This window comes from Burkholderia sp. FW306-1C-G01B (assembly GCF_058781685.1).
Genome location: NZ_JBYSWZ010000008.1, coordinates 196110 through 215219, shown reverse-complemented (window position 1 = coordinate 215219; position 19110 = coordinate 196110). Strand labels below are relative to the sequence as shown.

Below are 19110 nucleotides of genomic sequence, written 5' to 3'. Positions count from 1 at the left end.
TCACGAGGTCTGCTGAAGTATGACCAAATCCGAGTTGGTCGCGCAGCTGGCATCGCGATTTCCGCAACTTGTCCTCAAGGATGCGGATTTCGCGGTGAAAACGATGCTCGATGCAATGTCTGAAGCCCTGGCGAAAGGGCATCGCATCGAAATTCGGGGTTTCGGCAGCTTCGGCCTCAACCGTCGCCCGGCGCGTGTCGGACGCAACCCGAAGTCGGGGGAGAAAGTGCAGGTGCCCGAGAAGTTCGTGCCGCACTTCAAGCCTGGCAAGGAATTGCGTGAACGCGTCGACGGCCGCGCCGGTGAGCCGCTGAAGGCTGACGATCCGGACGACGAGCGTTGAGCGTCGTTCGGTTTGCCCGGAACCTGACCGGCGAAGGCTGAAGAAAAAAGCGCCCCTAGCGGGCGCTTTTTTCATTTCCGGCGATCGTGTGGCGCAATGGGGCGCGCAGGATCTGCGCAGCCGCGGAAACGCTTCCTTTACAATACGGGTCGATTCGGTGCGACGAAGGGGAGTCGCGCGCCGCGGCAAACCTCAACAAAGAGAGGGCTTCATGAAGTTTATCGTCTGGCTGATCCGGGTATTGGTGTTCGTGCTGCTGCTGGTGCTCGCGCTGGCCAATACGCAAACCGCGACGCTGAATTTTGTTGCCGGCTATGCATGGCAAGCGCCGCTGATCCTGATCGGCCTCGCGTTCTTCGTCGTGGGGCTGCTGGCCGGCCTGCTGTCCGCGCTGCCTTCGATCTTCCGTCTGCGTCTCGAGAACGGGCGCCTGAAGCGCGATCTGCGCGCGGCGCGCGAAACGCCTGCCGTCATCGACCAGCCGCCGATGCCGCCCGTCATTTAACACGGACGCCGCGCGATAATCGCGCGGTTTTCGTCTCTGCTTCGATATTTCGCATGGATCTGGATTTTTGGTGGTTGCTCGCGATTCCGGTTGCGTTCGCGCTCGGTTGGGCGGCGTCACGCTATGACCTGAAGAATCTCCTGTCGGAGAGTGCCAACCTGCCGCGATCGTATTTTCGCGGCCTGAATTTTCTGTTGAACGAACAACCCGACAAGGCGATCGACGCGTTCATCGAGGTCGCCAAGCTCGACCCCGAGACGGTTGAGCTGCACTTCGCGCTCGGCAACCTGTTCCGCCGTCGCGGCGAAACCGACCGTGCAATCCGCGTGCACCAGAACCTGCTGAGCCGTACGGACCTGCCGGTCAACGAGCGCGACCATGCGCTGTACGAGCTCGGCCAGGATTTCCTCAAGGCCGGCCTGCTCGATCGCGCCGAGGAGGCGTTTCACAAGCTCGCCGACGGCGACTACGCGCTTGGCGCACAGCGGGCGCTGCTGACGATCTACGAGATCGAGAAGGACTGGAACAAGTCGATCGATACCGCGAAGCGCATCGAGTCGATGAGCGACAAACCGCTCGGCGCCGAAATCGCGCAGTTTCACTGCGAACTCGCGCAGGATGCGCTGCAGCGCAAGAACGCGGCCGCGGCAGCCGAGCAACTGCGGCTCGCGCTGACCGTGAACCCGCAGAACGTTCGCGCGACGATCCTGTCCGGCGATGCCGCGGAGGCGGAGGGCAATCACGCGGCCGCGATCGAGCACTGGAAGCGAGTCGAAGCGCAGAACCCGGCGTATCTGCCGCTCGTCGCCGACAAGCTGATGAAGGCCTATGTCGCGCTTGGCAAGAACGTCGACGGCGCGGAGCTGCTGATGGAGTATGTCGACCGCTATCCGTCGAACGACCTGCTCGACATTGCCTATCAGCACATCGCGGGGTTGCGCGGCCAGGACGCGGCGCACACGCTCGCGCGCGCGCAGATGGAGAAGTCGCCGAACCTGTCGGGGATGCTGCACCTGCTCGATGCGCAGATCGCGGCGGCCGACGAACCGCGTCGTAAGGAACTTGAAATGATGCGTGCGCTGATCAAGCAGCGCACGAAAAATCTGCCACGGTATACGTGCCAGAATTGCGGTTTCCGGGCGCGGCTCTTCTACTGGCAGTGCCCCGGATGCAGCGGCTGGGAAACCTATGCGCCGCGCCGCGTCGAACCTGCGATGTCGAGCTGATCCCGGCACGCGGAGCCAACGCGCAGCGGTTGTCGCCGGGTTCGGCCCGGCGGCCAAGTTAGTCCATTACCGGGAAGTACCGGAACATCTATGAAAATCACCATCATCGGCACCGGCTATGTCGGCCTCGTCACGGGCGCATGCCTCGCGGAGATCGGTCACGACGTCTTCTGTCTCGACGTCGATTCGCGCAAGATCGACATCCTGAATAACGGCGGGATGCCGATTCACGAACCGGGGCTGCTGGACATCATCGCGCGCAACCGCGCGGCGGGGCGCCTGCGCTTTTCGACCGACCTCGAGGCGAGCGTCGCGCACGGCGAGATCCAGTTCATTGCGGTCGGTACGCCGCCCGACGAGGACGGCTCGGCCGACCTGCAATACGTGCTCGAGGCCGCGCGCAACATCGGCCGCCACATGACGGGCTTCAAGGTGATCGTCGACAAGTCGACGGTGCCGGTCGGCACCGCGCAGCGCGTGCGCGGCGTGGTCGACGAGGCGCTTGCCGCGCGCGGGCTCGGGGGCAGCGTCGCGCATCGCTTCTCGGTCGTGTCGAACCCGGAATTCCTGAAGGAAGGCGCCGCGGTCGAGGACTTCATGCGCCCTGACCGGATCATCATCGGTGTCGACGGCGACGAGACGGGCACGATCGCGCGCGAGAAGATGAAGAAGCTTTACGCACCGTTCAACCGCAACCACGAGCGGACGATCTACATGGACGTTCGTTCGGCCGAATTCGCGAAATATGCGGCGAATGCGATGCTCGCGACGCGTATCTCGTTCATGAACGAAATGTCGAATCTTGCCGACAAGGTCGGTGCCGACATCGAGGCCGTGCGCCGCGGGATCGGTTCCGATCCGCGTATCGGCTATCACTTCCTGTACGCGGGCGTCGGCTACGGCGGCTCGTGCTTCCCGAAGGACGTCCAGGCGCTGATTCGCACCGCGGGCGAGAACGGCCAGCCGCTGCGCATCCTGGAAGCCGTCGAGGCGGCCAACCATGCGCAGAAGGACGTGCTGATCGGCAAGATCGAGCAGCGCTTCGGCGCCGACCTGACCGGCCGCGAGTTCGCGGTCTGGGGCCTGGCGTTCAAGCCGAACACCGACGACATGCGCGAGGCGCCGAGCCGCCGCCTGATCGCCGCGCTGCTCGAGCGCGGCGCGATCGTGCGCGCGTACGATCCGGTCGCGGTCGACGAGGCGCGGCGCGTGTTCGCGCTGGATTTCGGCGACGATGCGGACGCGCTTGCGCGGCTGCAGCTCGTCGATACGCAGGACGTCGCCGTGACGGGTGCGGACGCGCTCGTGATCGTGACCGAATGGAAGGAATTCCGGAGCCCCGATTTCACGCGCCTGAAGGTCGAACTGAAGGCGCCGGTGATTTTCGACGGGCGCAACCTGTACGAGCCGGACGCGATGGCCGAGCTGGGCATCGACTACTACGCGATCGGCCGGCCGTATGTCGATCCCCAGTCGTTTTCCCGTGGCTGATCACACGATGAATACTCTCCGCGAAGTCGTTCCGGTGCCGCGCGCGCAGCTCGCGCGCTCGCGTGTGCTTGTCGTCGGCGACGTGATGCTCGATCGTTACTGGTTCGGCAACGTCGATCGCATTTCGCCGGAAGCGCCCGTGCCGGTCGTACACGTGCAGCGTCAGGAAGAGCGGCTCGGCGGTGCGGCCAACGTCGCGCGCAATGCCGTGACGCTCGGCGGCCAGGCCGGATTGCTGTGCGTCGTCGGTTGCGACGAACCCGGCGAGCGGATCGTCGAGCTGCTCGGCAGCAGCGGCGTGACGCCGTATCTCGAGCGCGACCCGACGCTGCCGACCACGATCAAGCTGCGCGTGCTCGCACGCCAGCAGCAACTGCTGCGCGTCGACTTCGAGGCGATGCCGACGCACGAGGTGCTGCTCGCGGGGCTCGCGCGCTTCGACGCGCTGCTGCCGCAGCACGACGTCGTGCTGATGTCGGATTACGCGAAGGGCGGCCTGACGCACGTCACGACGATGATCGAGAAAGCGCGTGCGGCCGGCAAGGCCGTTCTCGTCGACCCGAAGGGCGACGACTGGGCGCGCTACCGCGGCGCATCGCTGATCACGCCGAATCGCGCGGAGTTGCGCGAAGTGGTCGGGCAGTGGAAATCGGAAGACGATCTGCGCGCGCGTGTCGCGAATCTGCGTGCGGAACTCGGCATCGACGCGCTGCTGCTCACGCGTTCGGAAGAGGGCATGACGCTCTTTTCCGCCACCGGCGAACTGCACGCACCGGCGCTCGCGCGCGAGGTGTTCGACGTGTCGGGCGCGGGCGATACCGTGATCGCGACGGTCGCGACGATGCTCGGCGCAGGCGTGCCGCTCGTCGACGCGGTCGTGCTCGCGAATCGCGCGGCAGGCATCGTGGTCGGCAAGCTCGGCACGGCCACGGTGGACTACGACGAACTGTTTCACTGAGCGCATTCGGCGGCGCGACGAGCGCGCCGCACGAGTGGCTCGCACTTTTCAGGCAGGACGATCATGACCCTCATCGTCACCGGCGCAGCCGGTTTTATCGGCGCGAATATCGTCAAGGCGCTCAACGAGCGCGGCGAGACGCGCATCATCGCGGTCGACAACCTGACGCGCGCGGACAAGTTCCGCAATCTCGTCGATTGCGAGATCGACGACTATCTCGACAAGACGGAATTCGTCGAACGCTTTGCGCGCGGCGATTTCGGCAAGGTGCGCGCGGTGTTCCACGAAGGCGCCTGTTCGGACACGATGGAAACCGACGGCCGCTACATGATGGACAACAACTTCCGCTACAGCCGCGCAGTGCTCGACGCGTGCCTCGCACAGGGCGCGCAGTTCCTGTACGCGTCGTCGGCCGCGATCTACGGCGGCTCGACGCGTTTCGTCGAGGAGCGCGACGTCGAGGCGCCGCTGAACGTGTACGGCTATTCGAAGTTCCTGTTCGACCAGGTGATCCGTCGCGTGCTGCCGACCGCGAAGAGCCAGATCGCCGGCTTCCGCTATTTCAACGTGTACGGCGCGCGCGAAACGCACAAGGGCCGCATGGCGTCGGTTGCGTTCCACAACTTCAACCAGTTCCGCGCGGAAGGCAAGGTGAAGCTGTTCGGCGAGTACAACGGCTATGCACCGGGCGAGCAGACGCGCGATTTCGTGTCGGTCGAGGACGTCGCGAAGGTGAACCTGTTCTTCTTCGATCATCCGGAGAAGTCGGGCATCTTCAACCTCGGCACAGGCCGTGCGCAGCCGTTCAACGATATCGCGTCGACGGTCGTGAACACGCTGCGTGCGCTCGACAACCTGCCGCCGCTGACGCTCGCGCAGCAGGTCGAGCAGGGGCTGATCGAATACGTGCCGTTCCCCGATGCGTTGCGCGGCAAGTACCAGTGCTTCACGCAGGCCGACCAGACGAAACTGCGCGCGGCCGGCTACGACGCACCGTTCCTGACCGTGCAGGAAGGCGTCGACCGCTACGTTCGTTGGCTGTCCGGCCAGGTTTAAACGGAAGCGTTGCACCGATAGACTGGGTCTCACGGTCGGCAGCCGCCGGCCGTTTTCATCGGAGATCCAGCACATGATCAGAAAATGGTTTGCCGCAGCGGTCATGCTCGGCGCAGTCGCGTCGGCCTGGGCGGCCGTCGACGTCAACACCGCGAACGAGGATGCGCTCGTCGGCATCAAGGGCATCGGCCCGGCGCGGGCGAAGGCGATTCTGGACGAACGCGGCGCGCGCGGTCCGTTCAGGAGTGCGGACGATCTCGCGTCACGCGTGAAAGGCATGGGCGGCCATACCGTCGAGCGACTTCAGCAGGAAGGGCTGACGATAGGTGCGGCCGGCGCAGGCGCGGCCGGCTCGGGCACTGCAGCCGCGCCGGTCGCGGGCAAGGCGGCAGCAGCAAAGCCCGCCGCGGCACCTGCCCGCACCGCGCAGAAGTAACGCGTCGCGCGCGACCGACAAAGAGCTCCTTCAGTCGCCGTCATTGCGACGGCTTCCCGCGGCATGCCGCGGGTTTTTTGCGTGCGCGCTGCGTGCGCGGCGATCGCGAATCGCGCGGCATGCGTATTCCATCGTCGCAAAGGGGTTGCCGGCGCGAGCGGCGGTGCTGGTTTACAATCGATCGATTGATCGGCCTCGTACTCACGGTATACCCATGGCTTACAAAACTATCGAAGACACGATCGGCAATACGCCGCTCGTGCAACTGGTCCGCTTGCCGGACGACGAGATTCGCGCGCGCAACAACGTGGTGCTCGCGAAGCTCGAGGGCAACAATCCGGCCGGTTCCGTGAAGGATCGCCCGGCGCTGTCGATGATCAGCAAGGCCGAGGCGCGCGGGCGCATCAAGCCGGGCGATACGCTGATCGAGGCGACGAGCGGCAACACGGGCATCGCGCTCGCGATGGCAGCGGCGATCCGCGGCTACAAGATGGTGCTGATCATGCCGGAGGACCTGTCGGTCGAGCGCCGCCAGAGCATGGCCGCTTACGGCGCCGAAATCATCCTGACGCCCGTGAAGGGCGGGATGGAACTGGCGCGCGACCTCGCTGACCAGATGCAGCGCGAAGGCAAGGGCGTGATCCTCGATCAGTTCGCCAACCCCGACAACCCGGTCGCGCACTACGAGGCGACCGGTCCGGAGATCTGGCGCGACACCGACGGACGCGTGACGCACTTCGTGTCGGCGATGGGCACGACCGGCACGATCATGGGCGTGTCGCAGTATCTGAAGGAGCAGAATCCCGCGATCGAGATCGTCGGTGCGCAGCCGGAAGAAGGTTCGCGCATTCCGGGCATCCGCAAGTGGCCGGAAGCCTATCTGCCGACGATCTTCGATCGCAGCCGCGTCGACCGCGTCGAGAACGTGAGCCAGGCCGCCTCCGAAACGATGGCGCGCCGGCTGGCGGCTGTCGAAGGCATCTTCGCGGGCATTTCGTCGGGCGGCGCATGCGAAGTCGCGATGCGCATCGCGCGTCAGGTCGAGAACGCGACGATCGTGTTCATCGTTTGCGATCGCGGCGACCGCTACCTGTCCACGGGCGTGTTCCCGGCCTGAGCCCGTCCCGCACGCGATAAAAAAACGCCGCAGTTGCGGCGTTTTTTGTTTGGGCGGGTGCGTTGCCTACTGCGCTTGCTCGTCTGCGTTGGCCGGCTTCAGTGCGCCGCTCGCTTCCATCTGCGCCTTCACGGCCTCGCCGAGCTGGTACACGGTAAGTGCGTAGAAGAAGCTGCGGTTGTAGCGCGTCAGCACGTAGAAATTCTTGAGCCCGAGCATGTATTCGGTTGCGCGCCCCGGCGACGGCAGGTCGATCACGGTCACCGGCGTGGCGGCTTCGGTGGTGATGTTGACCGCCGGTTCGTTCAGCGTCATGCCCGCGCGCATCAGTTGCGACAGCGCCCAGTGCGGTTCGGGCTGGCCGTCGGCGGCGGCCTGTGCGATCCCCAGGCTGCCGGTATCGGGCGTGATCTGCCAGACCACCGGGCGGTCGGTTTCCCAGCCGTGCTGCTTCAGGTAGTTCGCGACGCTGCCGATCGCGTCGACAGGACTGCTGCGCAGATCGACGTGGCCCGTGCCGTCGAAGTCGACCGCATATTCGCGGATGCTGCTCGGCAGAAACTGCGGAATCCCGATTGCCCCTGTATACGAGCCGAGCACGGTGGTCGGGTCGAGCTGGTTGTCGCGGGTCCAGACCAGGAAATCCTCGAGGTTCTTGCGGAACGTTGCCTGGCGGCTGTCGCGATTCGGCGTGTCCGGATAGTCGAACGTGAGCGTCGTCAGCGCGTCGAGCACGCGGAAATTGCCCATGTAGCGGCCATAGATCGTCTCGACGCCGATGATGCCGACGATCACCTCGGGCGGCACGCCGAACTCCTGGGATGCGCGCTGCAGCGTCGCCTGGTTGGCCTTCCAGAACTTCACGCCTGCGTTGATGCGGATCGGCTCGATGAAGCGCGAGCGATAGACGTTCCAGTTCTTGACCGTCGGCGACGCGGCGGGCTTCACGAGCTTGACCGCCGTCGCCGAATAGCTGATGCGCGAGAACAGCGCATGCAGGCTCGCGGAGTCGAAGCCGTTGCGGCTCACCATCTCGTCGATGAACGCGTCGACCTTCGCGTTGCTCGCGTAACGCTGCGGAACGATTTCCTCTTCGAAGGTCTGGCCTTGCGGCGCCGGCTGCTGGGGCTGGGCCTGTGCGACGCGCGTACCGGCAGGCTTCGCAGGCTGCGTCTGCGCGCCGGCAGGCGCGGCGCCGAGGGCTGCGGCGACGGCGGCAACGACGAGCGGGGCGCGAACACGGAGCAGCGCGGGGAGAAGGGCGGCAGGCTTGCTGGAATTCATGTCGAAGCGGGCGGACGGGGCGATTGGGTTCGGCGCAGTATACCCGACGCATCCGGCGCGCCGGGGCGAAACGGGGCCCCGTTGTGGTAAGTTAGCGGCGAATTCGCGGCAGACGATGGACATCATTGATGGAGACCTGCGGCGCACCGCGCGCTGCGGAAGACAGCTTATGGCAACCGCTTTCTATACGCACCCCGACTGCATGCTGCACGAGATGGGGGAATGGCATCCGGAATGCCCGGCCCGATTGTCGGCGATCCAGGATCAACTGATCGCGAGCCGCATCGACGACCTGATCGTGCACGAAACCGCGCCGTTCGCGAGCGAGGTGGCGCTGGGTCGTGTGCATACGCAGGCGCACATCGACTACATCCGGAGCATGACGCCGGTCGACGGCTACGTCGAGATCGATCCCGATACGCTGATGAACCGCGACACGTGGCGCGCGGCGCTGCGTGCAGCCGGTGCTGCGATCGCGGCGACCGACGCGGTGATCGAAGGCCGCTATGCGAATGCGTTCTGCGGCGTCCGGCCGCCCGGCCACCATGCGGAGCCCGCGCGCGCGATGGGTTTTTGCTTCTTCAACAACGTCGCAATCGCCGCGCGGCATGCGCTCGACGTGCACGGTCTCGAGCGTGTGGCGATCATCGATTTCGACGTGCACCACGGCAACGGCACCGAGGCTGCGTTTGCCAACGACGAGCGCGTGCTGATGTGCAGTTTCTTCCAGCATCCGCTGTACCCGTTCTCGGGCGTCGATCACCAGGCGCCGAACATGGTCAACCTGCCGATGCCCGCGCGCAGCAACGGGATGGCGATCCGCGAAGCCGTCGACATGTTCTGGCTGCCGCGTCTCGACGCGTTCAAGCCGCAGATGCTGTTCGTGTCGGCGGGCTTCGATGCGCATCGCGAGGACGACATCGGCAATCTCGGCCTCGTCGAGGCCGACTTCGAATGGCTGACCGCGCAGATCGTCGACGTTGCACGTCGTCATGCGCAGGGCCGCATCGTGAGCTGTCTCGAGGGCGGCTACAACCTGTCCGCGCTCGGGCGCAGTGTCGTCGCGCACCTGCGCGTGCTGGCCGGCATCTGACCGGCGGGCCGCCGCCGGCATGTGCGCTTGATCAGCGCGCCGGCACGCGCGCGTGAATCCACGCGATCAGCGCGTCGATCACGCGATCGCGTTCGAGATCGTTCATCGTTTCGTGGAAACCACCTTCGTATAGCGTCAGCGTGCGATCGGGCGAGCCGACTCGCGCGCCGAACGCACGGCTGCCGTCGGGTTCGGTCAGCTTGTCCTCGGTGCCGTGATAGACGAGCACCGGGACGCGCAGCGCGCCGCGGCCGCGTTCGATACGCGCCATCGCGTCGAGAATCTCCGCGCCGGTGCGCGCGGGCACCGCGCCGTGATGCACGAGCGGATCGGCGCGATTGGCCGCGACGATGGCCGGATCGCGCGACAGCAGCGCCGCGTCGATCCGGATCGCGGGAAAGGTCGGCCACGCGCGGCTGATGACGCGGCTTACCGCGAGCATCCAGCGCGGCACGTCGCGCCCCGGTGCGAGCGCCGGGCTCGACAGCACGAGGCCCGTCAGCGCATGGCCGCTGGCCGGCGCGCGTTCTATCGCGTACAGCGCGGCGACCGCGCCGCCCATGCTGTGTCCCATCAGGAACAGCGGCGCATTGCCGCGCGCTGCTTCGGCGACCAGCGCATCCGCATCGTTAAGGTAATCGTCGAAACGCTCGACCCAGGCTCGCTTGCCGGGCGACTGGCCGTGCCCGCGCAGATCGATCGCGAGCACGTCGATGCCGGCCGCGTTCAGCCGGCCGGCGAGCGCGGCATAACGGCCCGCGTGTTCGGCGAGGCCGTGCACGAGCGCGATCGTCGCACGCGGCGGCGCGGTGCCGCTGCCGGCCGGCCAGCGGTACGACGCCAGTTCGAGCCCGTCCGCGGTGAGCCGGCCCATTTTCGACGCCGGCGGCGACGCAGGCGCCGATCCGGCGATGGCAGGTGTGGCGGCCGGCGTGGTGGTGGCGGTCATCTGGCGGGTCCCCTGTTCGTTGGCATGCGTGTTCCGGATCATAGTCGCGACACTCCCGCGGCGGGCCAGCGGTGCCCCTCTAATTTCGTGAGGTTATGAAAAGATCGAAATCGATTATTAAGGGGAATGAGGGGTTTGCGGTAAAATCGCCGGCTATTCCAGATGCATCGGTGGCCGACTGGCGGGCCTGCTCGCCGGCCGGCCGCCGTTTTGTTTACATGATCGAATTACGCAATCTTTCGCAGCGTTTCCCCGGGCCGAGCGGCTGGGTCGAGGCGCTGCACAACGTCAACCTGACGATTCCGCAGGGCGAGGTGTTCGGCATCATCGGCCGAAGCGGCGCCGGCAAGAGCACGCTCGTGCGCACCATCAACCTGCTCACGCGGCCGACCGAAGGCAATGTCGTCGTCGGCGGGCGCGATCTCACGCTGCTGCCGGCCGGCGCGCTGCGCGAGGCGCGCCGCGAGATCGGCATGATCTTCCAGCACTTCAACCTGCTGTCGTCGCGCACGGTGTTCGACAACGTCGCGCTGCCGCTGGAGCTGGCCGGCGCAAGCCGTGCCGACATCGAGGCCGCCGTGCTGCCGCTGCTCGACCTCGTCGGGCTGTCCGCACAGAAGGATCGTTACCCGGCGCAGATCAGCGGCGGACAGAAGCAGCGCGTCGGCATCGCACGCGCGCTCGCGAGCCAGCCGAAGGTGCTGTTGTCGGACGAAGCGACGTCCGCGCTCGATCCCGAGACCACACGTTCGATCCTCGACCTGCTCAAGCGTATCAACCGCGAACTCGGCCTGACGATCGTGCTGATCACGCACCAGATGGAAGTGATCAAGCAGGTGTGCGATCGCGTCGCGGTGCTCGATGCGGGGCGGGTGGTCGAGGAAGGCCGCGTGATCGACGTGTTCCTGCAGCCGCATCACGAAGTGACGCGCGCGCTGATCGGCGACGTGATCGCGCAGGAACTGCCGCCCGCGCTGAAGGTGCGCGTGGCCGAGCGGCTGAAGACGGGCAGCGGGCATCTGCTGCGGCTCGCGTTCACGGGCTCGGGTGTCGACCAGCCGATCCTGTCGGAGACGATCCGCCGTTACGAACTCGATTTCAACATCCTGCACGGCCAGATCGACGAGATCCAGGGGCAGGCATTCGGTTCGCTCGCGGTGCTCGCGGGCGGCGAGCCGGGCAAGGTCGGGCAGGCGCTCGCGTTCCTGCGCGAGCAAGGCGTGGTGGTAGAGGAGCTTTCGTATGTTGAGTGAGATGTTCGATATGTTCGTGCAGTCGTTCTGGGAGACGCTGATCATGGTCGGCATCTCCGGGGCGGTCGGCGCGCTCGTCGGCCTGCCGCTCGGCGTGCTGCTCTACCTGACCGATCGCCAGGGCGTGCTGCAGAACCTCGCGGTGAATCGCGTGCTCGGCGGCATCGTGAACGCGGTCCGCTCGACGCCGTTCATCATCCTGCTGGTCGCAGTGATTCCGTTTACGCGGCTCGTCACGGGCTCGTCGATCGGCACGGCCGCGGCGGTCGTGCCGCTGACGCTGGCGGCCGCGCCGTTCATCGCGCGTCTCGTCGAGACTGCGCTGCGCGAAGTCGACCGCGGGCTGATCGAAGCCGCGCAGTCGATGGGCGCGACCACATCGCAGATCGTATTCAAGGTGCTGTTGCCCGAATCGCTGCCGGGCGTCGTGGCGGGCCTGACGATCACGTTCGTGTCGCTGGTCGGCTATTCGGCGATGGCGGGCGCGATCGGCGGCGGCGGGCTCGGCGATCTCGGGATTCGCTACGGCTACCAGCGCTATCTGCCGGAAGTGATGTGGACGGTCGTCGCGATCCTGATCGTGTTCGTGCAGATCGTGCAGTCGTTCGGCGACTGGCTCGTCCGCCGGCTGAGCCACAAATAAGACGAAATTGATCATCCATTAGGGGAGAGACGATGCAACGACGCTTCATGCTGAAATTCGCGGCGGCACTCGGCGCAGCCGCGCTGTTCGCGGGTGCGCACGCACAGGCCGAAACCATCAAGGTGGGCGTGACGGGCGGGCCGCACGCGCAGATCATGGAAGCGGTGAAGAAGGTCGCGGCGAAGAGCGGCCTCGAGATCCGCATCGTCGAATTCTCCGATTACGTGCAGCCGAACGCGGCGCTCGCGTCGGGCGACCTCGACGCGAACAGCTACCAGCACGATCCGTATCTGCAGGCGCAGGTGAAGGATCGCGGCTACAAGCTGATCAAGGTCGCGGATACTGTCACGTTCCCGATGGGCATCTATTCGAAGCGCGTGAAGTCGCTGACCGAACTGAAGCCCGGCGCGCGCATCGCGGTCCCGAACGATCCGACCAACGGCGGCCGTGCGCTGCTGTTGCTGCAAAAGCAGGGCCTCCTGAAACTGCGCGCGGATGCGGGGCTGAAGGCGACGCCGCTCGATATCGTCGACAATCCGCGCAAGCTGAAGATCGTCGAACTCGATGCGGCGCAGATTCCGCGCTCGCTCGGCGACGTCGACGCGGCCGCGATCAATACCAACTACGCGATGGAAGCAGGGTTGAAACCGAAACAGGACGCGATCGCGATCGAGGGGCCGAACGGCCCGTACGCGAACATCCTCGCGATTCGCGACGCGGACCGGAACAAGCCGTGGGTCGCGAAACTGATTGCGGCCTATCATTCGGCCGACGTGAAGCAGTTCATCGAAGGCAAGTTCGGCGGCGCGGTCATTGCCGCCTGGTAACGGGCAGAGTGCGGGGTGCCCGGCGGGATTAGAGTTGATGATCGAAAACCCGGGCTTTGCGTCCGGGTTTTTTCTCTTTTAAAATAGAACGACCGTTCGCTATCATTGGCGCGTCGCCAAGAAGCGGTATCCTCGACAGCCACGATGGATGGGTCCGCTTGGCCGCGCAGTCATGAGGCCTCGCTATAGAATGGCCTCTGGTCGTATTCGTAACTTTGGAGCGTGTGCATGAAAATCCTGGTGCCAGTGAAAAGAGTGGTCGATTACAACGTGAAGGTCCGCGTGAAGTCGGACAACACGGGCGTCGACATCGCGAACGTGAAGATGTCGATGAACCCGTTCGACGAAATCGCCGTTGAAGAAGCGGTGCGCCTGAAGGAAGCGGGCGTCGCGACCGAAGTGATCGCGGTGTCGGTGGGCGTCACGCAGGCGCAGGAAACGCTGCGCACGGCGCTGGCGATCGGTGCGGATCGCGCGATCCTCGTCGAGTCGAACGACAGCGTCGAGCCGCTGGCCGTCGCGAAGATCCTGAAGGCGCTGGTCGACAAGGAGCAGCCGCAGCTGGTGATCCTCGGCAAGCAGGCAATCGACGACGATTCGAACCAGACGGGCCAGATGCTGGCTGCGCTGGCCGGCCTGCCGCAGGCGACGTTCGCGTCGAAGGTGACGGTCGCGGACGGCAAGGCCACGGTTGCGCGCGAAGTCGACGGCGGCGCGGAAACGCTGTCGCTGACGCTGCCGGCGGTGATCACGACCGACCTGCGCCTGAACGAGCCGCGCTATGTGACGCTGCCGAACATCATGAAGGCGAAGAAGAAGCCGCTGGAAATCGTGAAGCCGGAAGACCTGGGCGTGGACGTCGCGCCGCGTCTGAAGACGCTGAAGGTGGTCGAGCCGCCGAAGCGCGCGGCCGGCGTGAAGGTGCCGGACGTGAAGACGCTGGTCGAGAAGCTGAAGACCGAAGCCAAGGTGCTGTAAGAGGGAGCGCAAAGAAATGACGATTCTGGTGATTGCAGAACACGACAACGCGTCGATCAAGGCCGCGACGCTGAACACGGTGGCAGCGGCGGCGAAGATCGGCGGTGACATTCACGTGCTGGTCGCGGGCCACAATGCGCAAGCGGCTGCAGACGCAGCAGCGAAGATCGCAGGTGTTTCGAAGGTGCTGCTGGCCGACGCGCCGCAGCTCGAAGCGGGCCTCGCGGAAAACGTCGAAGCGACCGCGCTGAACATCGCGAAGGACTACTCGCACATCCTCGCGCCGGCGACCGCCTACGGCAAGAACATCGCGCCGCGCATCGCCGCGAAGCTGGACGTCGCGCAGATTTCGGACATCACGGCGGTCGATTCGGCCGATACGTTCGAGCGCCCGATCTACGCAGGCAACGCAATCGCGACGGTGCAGTCGGGCGACCCGATCAAGGTCATCACGGTGCGTGCGACGGGTTTCGATCCGGTGGCGGCCGAAGGCGGCAGCGCTTCGGTCGAGAAGATCGAAGCGGCAGCCGACGCAGGCAAGTCGCAGTTCGTGAGCCGTGAAGTGACGAAGCTGGACCGTCCGGAACTGACGTCGGCAAGCATCATCGTGTCGGGCGGCCGCGGTCTGGGCAGCGGTGAAAACTACACGAAGGTGCTCGAGCCGCTGGCGGACAAGCTGTCGGCCGCACTGGGCGCATCGCGCGCGGCAGTCGACGCCGGCTACGTGCCGAACGACTACCAGGTCGGCCAGACCGGCAAGATCGTCGCGCCGCAGCTGTACATCGCGGTGGGCATCTCGGGTGCGATCCAGCATCTGGCAGGCATGAAGGATTCGAAGGTGATCGTCGCGATCAACAAGGATCCGGAAGCGCCGATCTTCAGCGTGGCCGACTACGGCCTCGTCGGCGATCTGTTCACGCTCGTGCCGGAGCTCGTGGCCGAGCTCGGCTGACGCGGCGTGACGCTTCAGCGTCAAGCATGAGGACGAGGGGCGCGATGAGCGCCCCTTTTTTCGCCCTAAGCAAAAGCAGTGCGAGCGCCGCGAGCGGTTGCGATGCCGTCACGGACAGACAGGCTTTTCGCGCTGAAGGAACGCGCGGTCATCGACACCGTTGCGCAGTTCCCATCGGCAACGTAATCGCTGAAACGAAGAAAGGCGCCGTCGAGGCGCCTGTCTCGTTCGATGCCGACCGGCCCGCGCTACGGCGAGCCATCCCGGCTTATGCGTATGCCGGGCGCGTCTGGCCGGCCACTTCCTTCAGGTAACGGTGCACCGACAGGTCGTCGGCCTGGATCGCCGGCTTCTTGCCCGAGATCAGGTCTGCGAGCAGCTGGCCCGAACCGCACGACATCGTCCAGCCGAGCGTGCCGTGGCCGGTGTTCAGGAACAGGTTCGACACCGGCGTGCGGCCGACGATCGGCGTGCCGTCCGGCGTCATCGGGCGCAGGCCCGTCCAGAACGTCGCCTTCGACGTATCGCCGCCGCCCGGGAACAGGTCGTTCACGCACATCTCGAGCGTTTCGCGGCGCGCGGCGCGCAGGTTCTTGTCGAAGCCGACGATTTCCGCCATGCCGCCGACGCGGATGCGCTGGTCGAAACGCGTGATCGCGATCTTGTAGGTCTCGTCGAGCACGGTCGACACGGGCGCGGCCGCTTCGTTGACGATCGGCGCGGTGATCGAATAGCCCTTCAGCGGATAGACCGGGATCTTCATCAGGTTCGAGATGAAGCTGGTCGAGTACGAGCCGAGCGCGACGACGTACGCGTCCGCGCGCACCGTCTCGCTGCCGCATTGCACGCCGGCGATCTTGCCGCCGGCAATCGCGAGCGCGTCGATCGGCGTGTTGTAGCGGAACTTGACGCCGAGCGATTCGGCGAGCGCCGCGAGGCGCGTCGTGAACAGCTGGCAATCGCCCGTTTCGTCGCCCGGCAGGCGCAGGCCGCCCGTCAGCTTGTGCGACACCGCGGCGAGTGCCGGTTCGGCATTCTTCAGGTCGGCCGGCGACAGCAGTTCGAACGGCACGTTCGCTTCCTGCAGCACGGCGATGTCCTTCGCCGCGCCGTCGAGTTGCTGCTGCGTGCGGAACAGCTGCAGCGTGCCGCCCGTGCGCCCTTCGTACTGGATGCCGGTGTCGGCGCGCAGCGCCTGCAGGCAGTCGCGGCTGTATTCGGCGAGGCGGACCATGCGGCCCTTGTTGACTGCATAGCGCTCGGTCGTGCAGTTGCGCAGCATCTGCCACATCCACTGGAGCTGGAAGCGCGTGCCGTCGAGACGGATCGCGAGCGGCGCATGCTTTTCGAACATCCATTTGACGGCCTTCAGCGGCACGCCGGGCGCGGCCCAAGGCGCGGCATAGCCGGGGGAGATCTGGCCCGCGTTCGCGAAGCTCGTCTCGAGCGCAGGGCCGGCTTCCCGGTCGATCACAGTGACCTCATGACCGGCGCGCGCGAGGTAATACGCGCTTGCCACGCCCACCACACCGCTGCCCAGAATGACGACTCGCATAGCTGCTCCAGATGGAAGGGACCAGATCGAGGCCGGACGCACCCGCGGTTCCGTGTAACCTCTAGCTGATCTAGTTTTTTGAGCTATGGTATTGTCGAATGTGCAGGTTTTGTTATCGTATTTTTCAGGTTTTCAGCATAAACAAATGAGAACGCAACGTCAGCCCGTACGCTCGCTCGACAAGCTCGACCGGCGCATCCTCAAACTGCTCCAGGACGACGGCCGGATGGCGATGAAAGACCTCGCGGAACAGGTCGGCCTGACTGTCACGCCGTGCATCGAGCGCGTGCGGCGCATGGAGCGGGACGGCGTGATCACCGGCTATCACGCGCGGGTCGACCCGGGCCAGCTGGGTGCCGCGCTGCTGGTGTTCGTCGAGATCACGCTCGGCCACAAGGGCGGCAACATGTTCGAGCAATTCCGTCGGGAAGTGATGAAGATCGACGAGGTGCTCGAATGCCACCTCGTATCCGGCGATTTCGACTATCTGATCAAGGCGCGGATCGGCGAGATGGCCGACTACCGGAAGCTGCTCGGCGACATCCTGCTGCAGTTGCCCGGCGCCGTACAGTCGAAGAGCTATGTCGTGATGGAGGAAATCAAGGAAACGCTGACGATCGCGGTCGGCGAGTGACGCGCCGGCGGCCCGTTACCGGGCCCCTTATCCCGCCCTTGGCATGCTGCGCCCAATACTGTATAAATGTACAGTATTGGGCGCAGGCGAATGGGTGGGCAAATGGACGATCGATCCGACAACGAATTTCCGGTAGCGCCGCCCGTGCCCCTCAAGGGGCGCGGTGCGGTCGACAACCTGCAGGGGCGGTACGAGCTCGCGCAGCGCGAAGCGGTCGACGACGGCTGGACGCACGAGTCGGACGATGCCGACTTCCCCGCGCCGCTGCGCACGCAGGTGTTCGAGGAGCGTGCGAAGAGCATCCTGACGCACAACCAGTCGCCCGATATTCCGTTCAGCGTATCGCTCAATCCGTATCGCGGTTGCGAGCACGGCTGCATCTACTGCTTCGCGCGGCCGACGCACAGCTATCTCGGCCTGTCGCCGGGGCTCGATTTCGAAAGCCGGATCTACGCGAAGGTCAATGCGGCCGAACTGCTCGAGCGCGAGATTTCGCGCAAGCGCTACGTGCCTGAGCCGATCGCGCTCGGCGTCAATACCGACGCCTATCAGCCGGTCGAGCGCGACCTGCGCATCACGCGCAGCGTGATCCAGGTGATGCACGATCGCGGGTTGCCGTTCGCCGCGATCACGAAGTCGTCGCTGATCGAGCGCGATCTCGACCTGCTTGCACCGATGGCGGAGCGCGGGCAGGTGATGGCGGCAGTCACGATCACGACGCTCGATGCCGATCTCTCGCGCACGCTCGAGCCGCGGGCGGCGACGCCGGCGCGCCGGTTGCGCACGATCCGCGCGCTGCGCGATGCAGGCGTGCCGGTCGGCGTGAGCATTGCGCCGGTGATCCCGTTCGTCACCGAGCCCGACATGGAGCGCGTGCTCGAAGCGTGCGCGGAAGCGGGCGCGACGCATGCGAGCTACATCATCCTGCGGTTGCCGTGGGAGGTCGCGCCGCTGTTCAAGAGCTGGCTCGCCGCGCATTTTCCCGATCGTGCGGAGCGCGTGATGAACCGCGTGCGCGACATGCGCGGCGGGAAAGACTACGACTCGGATTTCTCGAAACGGATGAAGGGCGAGGGGATCTGGGCCGACCTGTTGCGGCAGCGTTTCCGCCAGGCCGTCAAGCGGCTCGGGCTGAACGAGCGCACGAACGGCATCCTCGATCTGTCGCAGTTTCGCGGCGCGCCGGCCGCCGCAGTGCCTGCGCCGCGCATGGCAGTGCGCGCGGCCGGCGCGAAGTCGCGCGACGACATGCAGTTGAACCTGTTCTGACTGGCGCGCAATATCGGTGCTCGTCGGCGCCGGTGTGTCGCGCTCGTTGCGCTTACTGCGAAATCTGCTTCGCTGCTTCGACCTGCGATTCGAAATACGTCTGGAACGACAGCGCGAGCGCGGTCATCAGCAGGAATGCACCGATCAGCAGCGAGAAGATCACGACAAAGATCACGGTCCAGCCCGACCGGCTGTGCTTGCCGGTCTCCGCGTTGAATTGCGCGTCCCACTTTTCGTCGGGGCGCAGCCCGTAGACGAGTGCGGCGAGGAACGCCGCCAGCAGCGAGATCGCGCCAGGTACCGCGAGCCACCAGCCGAGGCCGGCGCTGCGCTGGGTCGCCGCGAGCAGGAGGAAGCCCGGGATGCCGACGATCGTCGCGAGCAGGTGTGCCCAGCCGTACACGTCGCGAAAGCCGTACAGATAGAAGCGGTGCGCGCCGAGCGATCCGAACAGGAATGCGAGGGCGGCGGTGAGCGTCTTGGAACGGAAGCGGCGGGACGGTGCGGTGCTGCTGGACATGGATGGCGGCGTATTGTCGTT

The 19110-nt window shown here is 65.6% G+C and carries 20 protein-coding genes; 16 read left to right on the top strand and 4 right to left on the bottom strand.

The genetic code is table 11. The annotated features are described in order from the left end of the window. The first annotated feature begins 19 nt into the window (after positions 1 to 19). From AC3WLY_RS17970 to cysM, 8 genes are all read left to right on the top strand, one after another. A complete protein-coding gene (locus tag AC3WLY_RS17970; protein ID WP_072436057.1) occupies positions 20 to 343 on the top strand; it encodes an integration host factor subunit beta in 324 nt (107 codons plus the stop codon). Between the two features lie 211 nt (positions 344 to 554). Further along, positions 555 to 848 (top strand): lipopolysaccharide assembly protein LapA domain-containing protein, encoded by a 294-nt coding sequence (locus AC3WLY_RS17965; RefSeq protein WP_034183038.1) that lies wholly within the window; start codon positions 555 to 557, stop codon positions 846 to 848. A gap of 53 nt (positions 849 to 901) precedes the next feature. Further along, the gene (gene lapB, locus AC3WLY_RS17960; RefSeq protein WP_175963710.1) at positions 902 to 2074 is read left to right on the top strand and encodes a lipopolysaccharide assembly protein LapB; all 1173 of its coding nucleotides are present in this window, start codon (positions 902 to 904) and stop codon (positions 2072 to 2074) included. 90 nt (positions 2075 to 2164) lie between these two features. After that, positions 2165 to 3565: a UDP-glucose dehydrogenase family protein gene (locus AC3WLY_RS17955; RefSeq protein ID WP_492309619.1), complete on the top strand. Its 1401-nt coding sequence runs from the start codon at positions 2165 to 2167 to the stop codon at positions 3563 to 3565. Between the two features lie 7 nt (positions 3566 to 3572). After that, positions 3573 to 4523 (top strand): D-glycero-beta-D-manno-heptose-7-phosphate kinase, encoded by a 951-nt coding sequence (gene rfaE1, locus AC3WLY_RS17950; protein WP_072436055.1) that lies wholly within the window; start codon positions 3573 to 3575, stop codon positions 4521 to 4523. Between the two features lie 63 nt (positions 4524 to 4586). Next, positions 4587 to 5579 carry an ADP-glyceromanno-heptose 6-epimerase gene (gene rfaD / locus AC3WLY_RS17945; protein ID WP_034183439.1) on the top strand — a complete coding sequence of 331 codons (993 nt, stop codon included), beginning with the start codon at positions 4587 to 4589 and terminating at the stop codon, positions 5577 to 5579. A gap of 73 nt (positions 5580 to 5652) precedes the next feature. Beyond that, positions 5653 to 6015 (top strand): ComEA family DNA-binding protein, encoded by a 363-nt coding sequence (locus tag AC3WLY_RS17940; protein ID WP_072436053.1) that lies wholly within the window; start codon positions 5653 to 5655, stop codon positions 6013 to 6015. A gap of 214 nt (positions 6016 to 6229) precedes the next feature. After that, a complete protein-coding gene (gene cysM / locus AC3WLY_RS17935) occupies positions 6230 to 7132 on the top strand; it encodes a cysteine synthase CysM (RefSeq protein ID WP_310137054.1) in 903 nt (300 codons plus the stop codon). Between the two features lie 66 nt (positions 7133 to 7198). Here cysM and mltB read toward each other — a convergent pair whose 3' ends face one another. Continuing rightward, a complete protein-coding gene (gene mltB / locus AC3WLY_RS17930; protein WP_492309618.1) occupies positions 7199 to 8542 on the bottom strand; it encodes a lytic murein transglycosylase B in 1344 nt (447 codons plus the stop codon). A gap of 43 nt (positions 8543 to 8585) precedes the next feature. Between mltB and AC3WLY_RS17925 the strand changes: the two genes are divergently transcribed. After that, complete coding sequence (locus tag AC3WLY_RS17925; RefSeq protein WP_011351344.1) at positions 8586 to 9509, top strand: histone deacetylase family protein; 924 nt, start codon at positions 8586 to 8588, stop codon at positions 9507 to 9509. A 31-nt stretch (positions 9510 to 9540) separates the two neighbouring features. Here AC3WLY_RS17925 and AC3WLY_RS17920 read toward each other — a convergent pair whose 3' ends face one another. Then, entirely contained in the window at positions 9541 to 10458 is a 918-nt protein-coding gene (locus tag AC3WLY_RS17920) for an alpha/beta hydrolase (protein ID WP_492309617.1), read from the bottom strand. A gap of 218 nt (positions 10459 to 10676) precedes the next feature. Between AC3WLY_RS17920 and AC3WLY_RS17915 the strand changes: the two genes are divergently transcribed. The 5 genes from AC3WLY_RS17915 (at position 10677) to AC3WLY_RS17895 (ending at position 15111) form a co-directional block, all read left to right on the top strand. Beyond that, positions 10677 to 11711 carry a methionine ABC transporter ATP-binding protein gene (locus AC3WLY_RS17915; protein WP_034183046.1) on the top strand — a complete coding sequence of 345 codons (1035 nt, stop codon included), beginning with the start codon at positions 10677 to 10679 and terminating at the stop codon, positions 11709 to 11711. Beyond that, positions 11701 to 12354, top strand: a complete 654-nt coding sequence (locus AC3WLY_RS17910; protein ID WP_006486982.1) for a methionine ABC transporter permease — start codon at positions 11701 to 11703, stop codon at positions 12352 to 12354. The genes AC3WLY_RS17915 and AC3WLY_RS17910 overlap by 11 nt, the downstream gene beginning before the upstream one ends. Before the next feature lie 32 nt (positions 12355 to 12386). Further along, positions 12387 to 13181: a MetQ/NlpA family ABC transporter substrate-binding protein gene (locus AC3WLY_RS17905; protein WP_175963715.1), complete on the top strand. Its 795-nt coding sequence runs from the start codon at positions 12387 to 12389 to the stop codon at positions 13179 to 13181. A 228-nt stretch (positions 13182 to 13409) separates the two neighbouring features. Continuing rightward, on the top strand, positions 13410 to 14159 hold the full coding sequence (locus AC3WLY_RS17900; protein ID WP_175963716.1) for an electron transfer flavoprotein subunit beta/FixA family protein: 750 nt from the start codon (positions 13410 to 13412) through the stop codon (positions 14157 to 14159). A 16-nt stretch (positions 14160 to 14175) separates the two neighbouring features. Continuing rightward, on the top strand, positions 14176 to 15111 hold the full coding sequence (locus AC3WLY_RS17895) for an FAD-binding protein (RefSeq protein ID WP_310137046.1): 936 nt from the start codon (positions 14176 to 14178) through the stop codon (positions 15109 to 15111). A 268-nt stretch (positions 15112 to 15379) separates the two neighbouring features. Here the strand turns inward: AC3WLY_RS17895 and AC3WLY_RS17890 are convergent, their stop codons facing one another. Beyond that, positions 15380 to 16666 carry a D-amino acid dehydrogenase gene (locus AC3WLY_RS17890; protein ID WP_065500480.1) on the bottom strand — a complete coding sequence of 429 codons (1287 nt, stop codon included), beginning with the start codon at positions 16664 to 16666 and terminating at the stop codon, positions 15380 to 15382. Positions 16667 to 16811: 145 nt separating this feature from the next. On the opposite strand from AC3WLY_RS17890, the gene AC3WLY_RS17885 reads away from it, so the two are divergent. Next, the gene (locus tag AC3WLY_RS17885) at positions 16812 to 17300 is read left to right on the top strand and encodes an Lrp/AsnC ligand binding domain-containing protein (protein ID WP_012492860.1); all 489 of its coding nucleotides are present in this window, start codon (positions 16812 to 16814) and stop codon (positions 17298 to 17300) included. Positions 17301 to 17390: 90 nt separating this feature from the next. Continuing rightward, entirely contained in the window at positions 17391 to 18569 is a 1179-nt protein-coding gene (locus tag AC3WLY_RS17880; protein WP_310137041.1) for a PA0069 family radical SAM protein, read from the top strand. Positions 18570 to 18621: 52 nt separating this feature from the next. Here AC3WLY_RS17880 and AC3WLY_RS17875 read toward each other — a convergent pair whose 3' ends face one another. Next, entirely contained in the window at positions 18622 to 19089 is a 468-nt protein-coding gene (locus AC3WLY_RS17875) for an NINE protein (RefSeq protein WP_034183440.1), read from the bottom strand. Between the last annotated feature and the right edge of the window lie 21 nt (positions 19090 to 19110).

Coding starts and splice junctions, on each gene's coding strand:
- mltB (WP_492309618.1), bottom strand. CDS start 8,542: ATGATGTCCATCGTCTGCCGCGAATTCGCCGCTAACTTACCACAACGG.
- lapB (WP_175963710.1), top strand. CDS start 902: ATGGATCTGGATTTTTGGTGGTTGCTCGCGATTCCGGTTGCGTTCGCG.
- AC3WLY_RS17905 (WP_175963715.1), top strand. CDS start 12,387: ATGCAACGACGCTTCATGCTGAAATTCGCGGCGGCACTCGGCGCAGCC.
- rfaE1 (WP_072436055.1), top strand. CDS start 3,573: ATGAATACTCTCCGCGAAGTCGTTCCGGTGCCGCGCGCGCAGCTCGCG.
- AC3WLY_RS17910 (WP_006486982.1), top strand. CDS start 11,701: ATGTTGAGTGAGATGTTCGATATGTTCGTGCAGTCGTTCTGGGAGACG.
- AC3WLY_RS17940 (WP_072436053.1), top strand. CDS start 5,653: ATGATCAGAAAATGGTTTGCCGCAGCGGTCATGCTCGGCGCAGTCGCG.
- cysM (WP_310137054.1), top strand. CDS start 6,230: ATGGCTTACAAAACTATCGAAGACACGATCGGCAATACGCCGCTCGTG.
- AC3WLY_RS17925 (WP_011351344.1), top strand. CDS start 8,586: ATGGCAACCGCTTTCTATACGCACCCCGACTGCATGCTGCACGAGATG.
- AC3WLY_RS17915 (WP_034183046.1), top strand. CDS start 10,677: ATGATCGAATTACGCAATCTTTCGCAGCGTTTCCCCGGGCCGAGCGGC.
- AC3WLY_RS17880 (WP_310137041.1), top strand. CDS start 17,391: ATGGGTGGGCAAATGGACGATCGATCCGACAACGAATTTCCGGTAGCG.
- AC3WLY_RS17890 (WP_065500480.1), bottom strand. CDS start 16,666: ATGCGAGTCGTCATTCTGGGCAGCGGTGTGGTGGGCGTGGCAAGCGCG.
- AC3WLY_RS17955 (WP_492309619.1), top strand. CDS start 2,165: ATGAAAATCACCATCATCGGCACCGGCTATGTCGGCCTCGTCACGGGC.
- AC3WLY_RS17885 (WP_012492860.1), top strand. CDS start 16,812: ATGAGAACGCAACGTCAGCCCGTACGCTCGCTCGACAAGCTCGACCGG.
- AC3WLY_RS17965 (WP_034183038.1), top strand. CDS start 555: ATGAAGTTTATCGTCTGGCTGATCCGGGTATTGGTGTTCGTGCTGCTG.
- AC3WLY_RS17970 (WP_072436057.1), top strand. CDS start 20: ATGACCAAATCCGAGTTGGTCGCGCAGCTGGCATCGCGATTTCCGCAA.
- AC3WLY_RS17920 (WP_492309617.1), bottom strand. CDS start 10,458: ATGACCGCCACCACCACGCCGGCCGCCACACCTGCCATCGCCGGATCG.
- AC3WLY_RS17875 (WP_034183440.1), bottom strand. CDS start 19,089: ATGTCCAGCAGCACCGCACCGTCCCGCCGCTTCCGTTCCAAGACGCTC.
- AC3WLY_RS17900 (WP_175963716.1), top strand. CDS start 13,410: ATGAAAATCCTGGTGCCAGTGAAAAGAGTGGTCGATTACAACGTGAAG.
- rfaD (WP_034183439.1), top strand. CDS start 4,587: ATGACCCTCATCGTCACCGGCGCAGCCGGTTTTATCGGCGCGAATATC.
- AC3WLY_RS17895 (WP_310137046.1), top strand. CDS start 14,176: ATGACGATTCTGGTGATTGCAGAACACGACAACGCGTCGATCAAGGCC.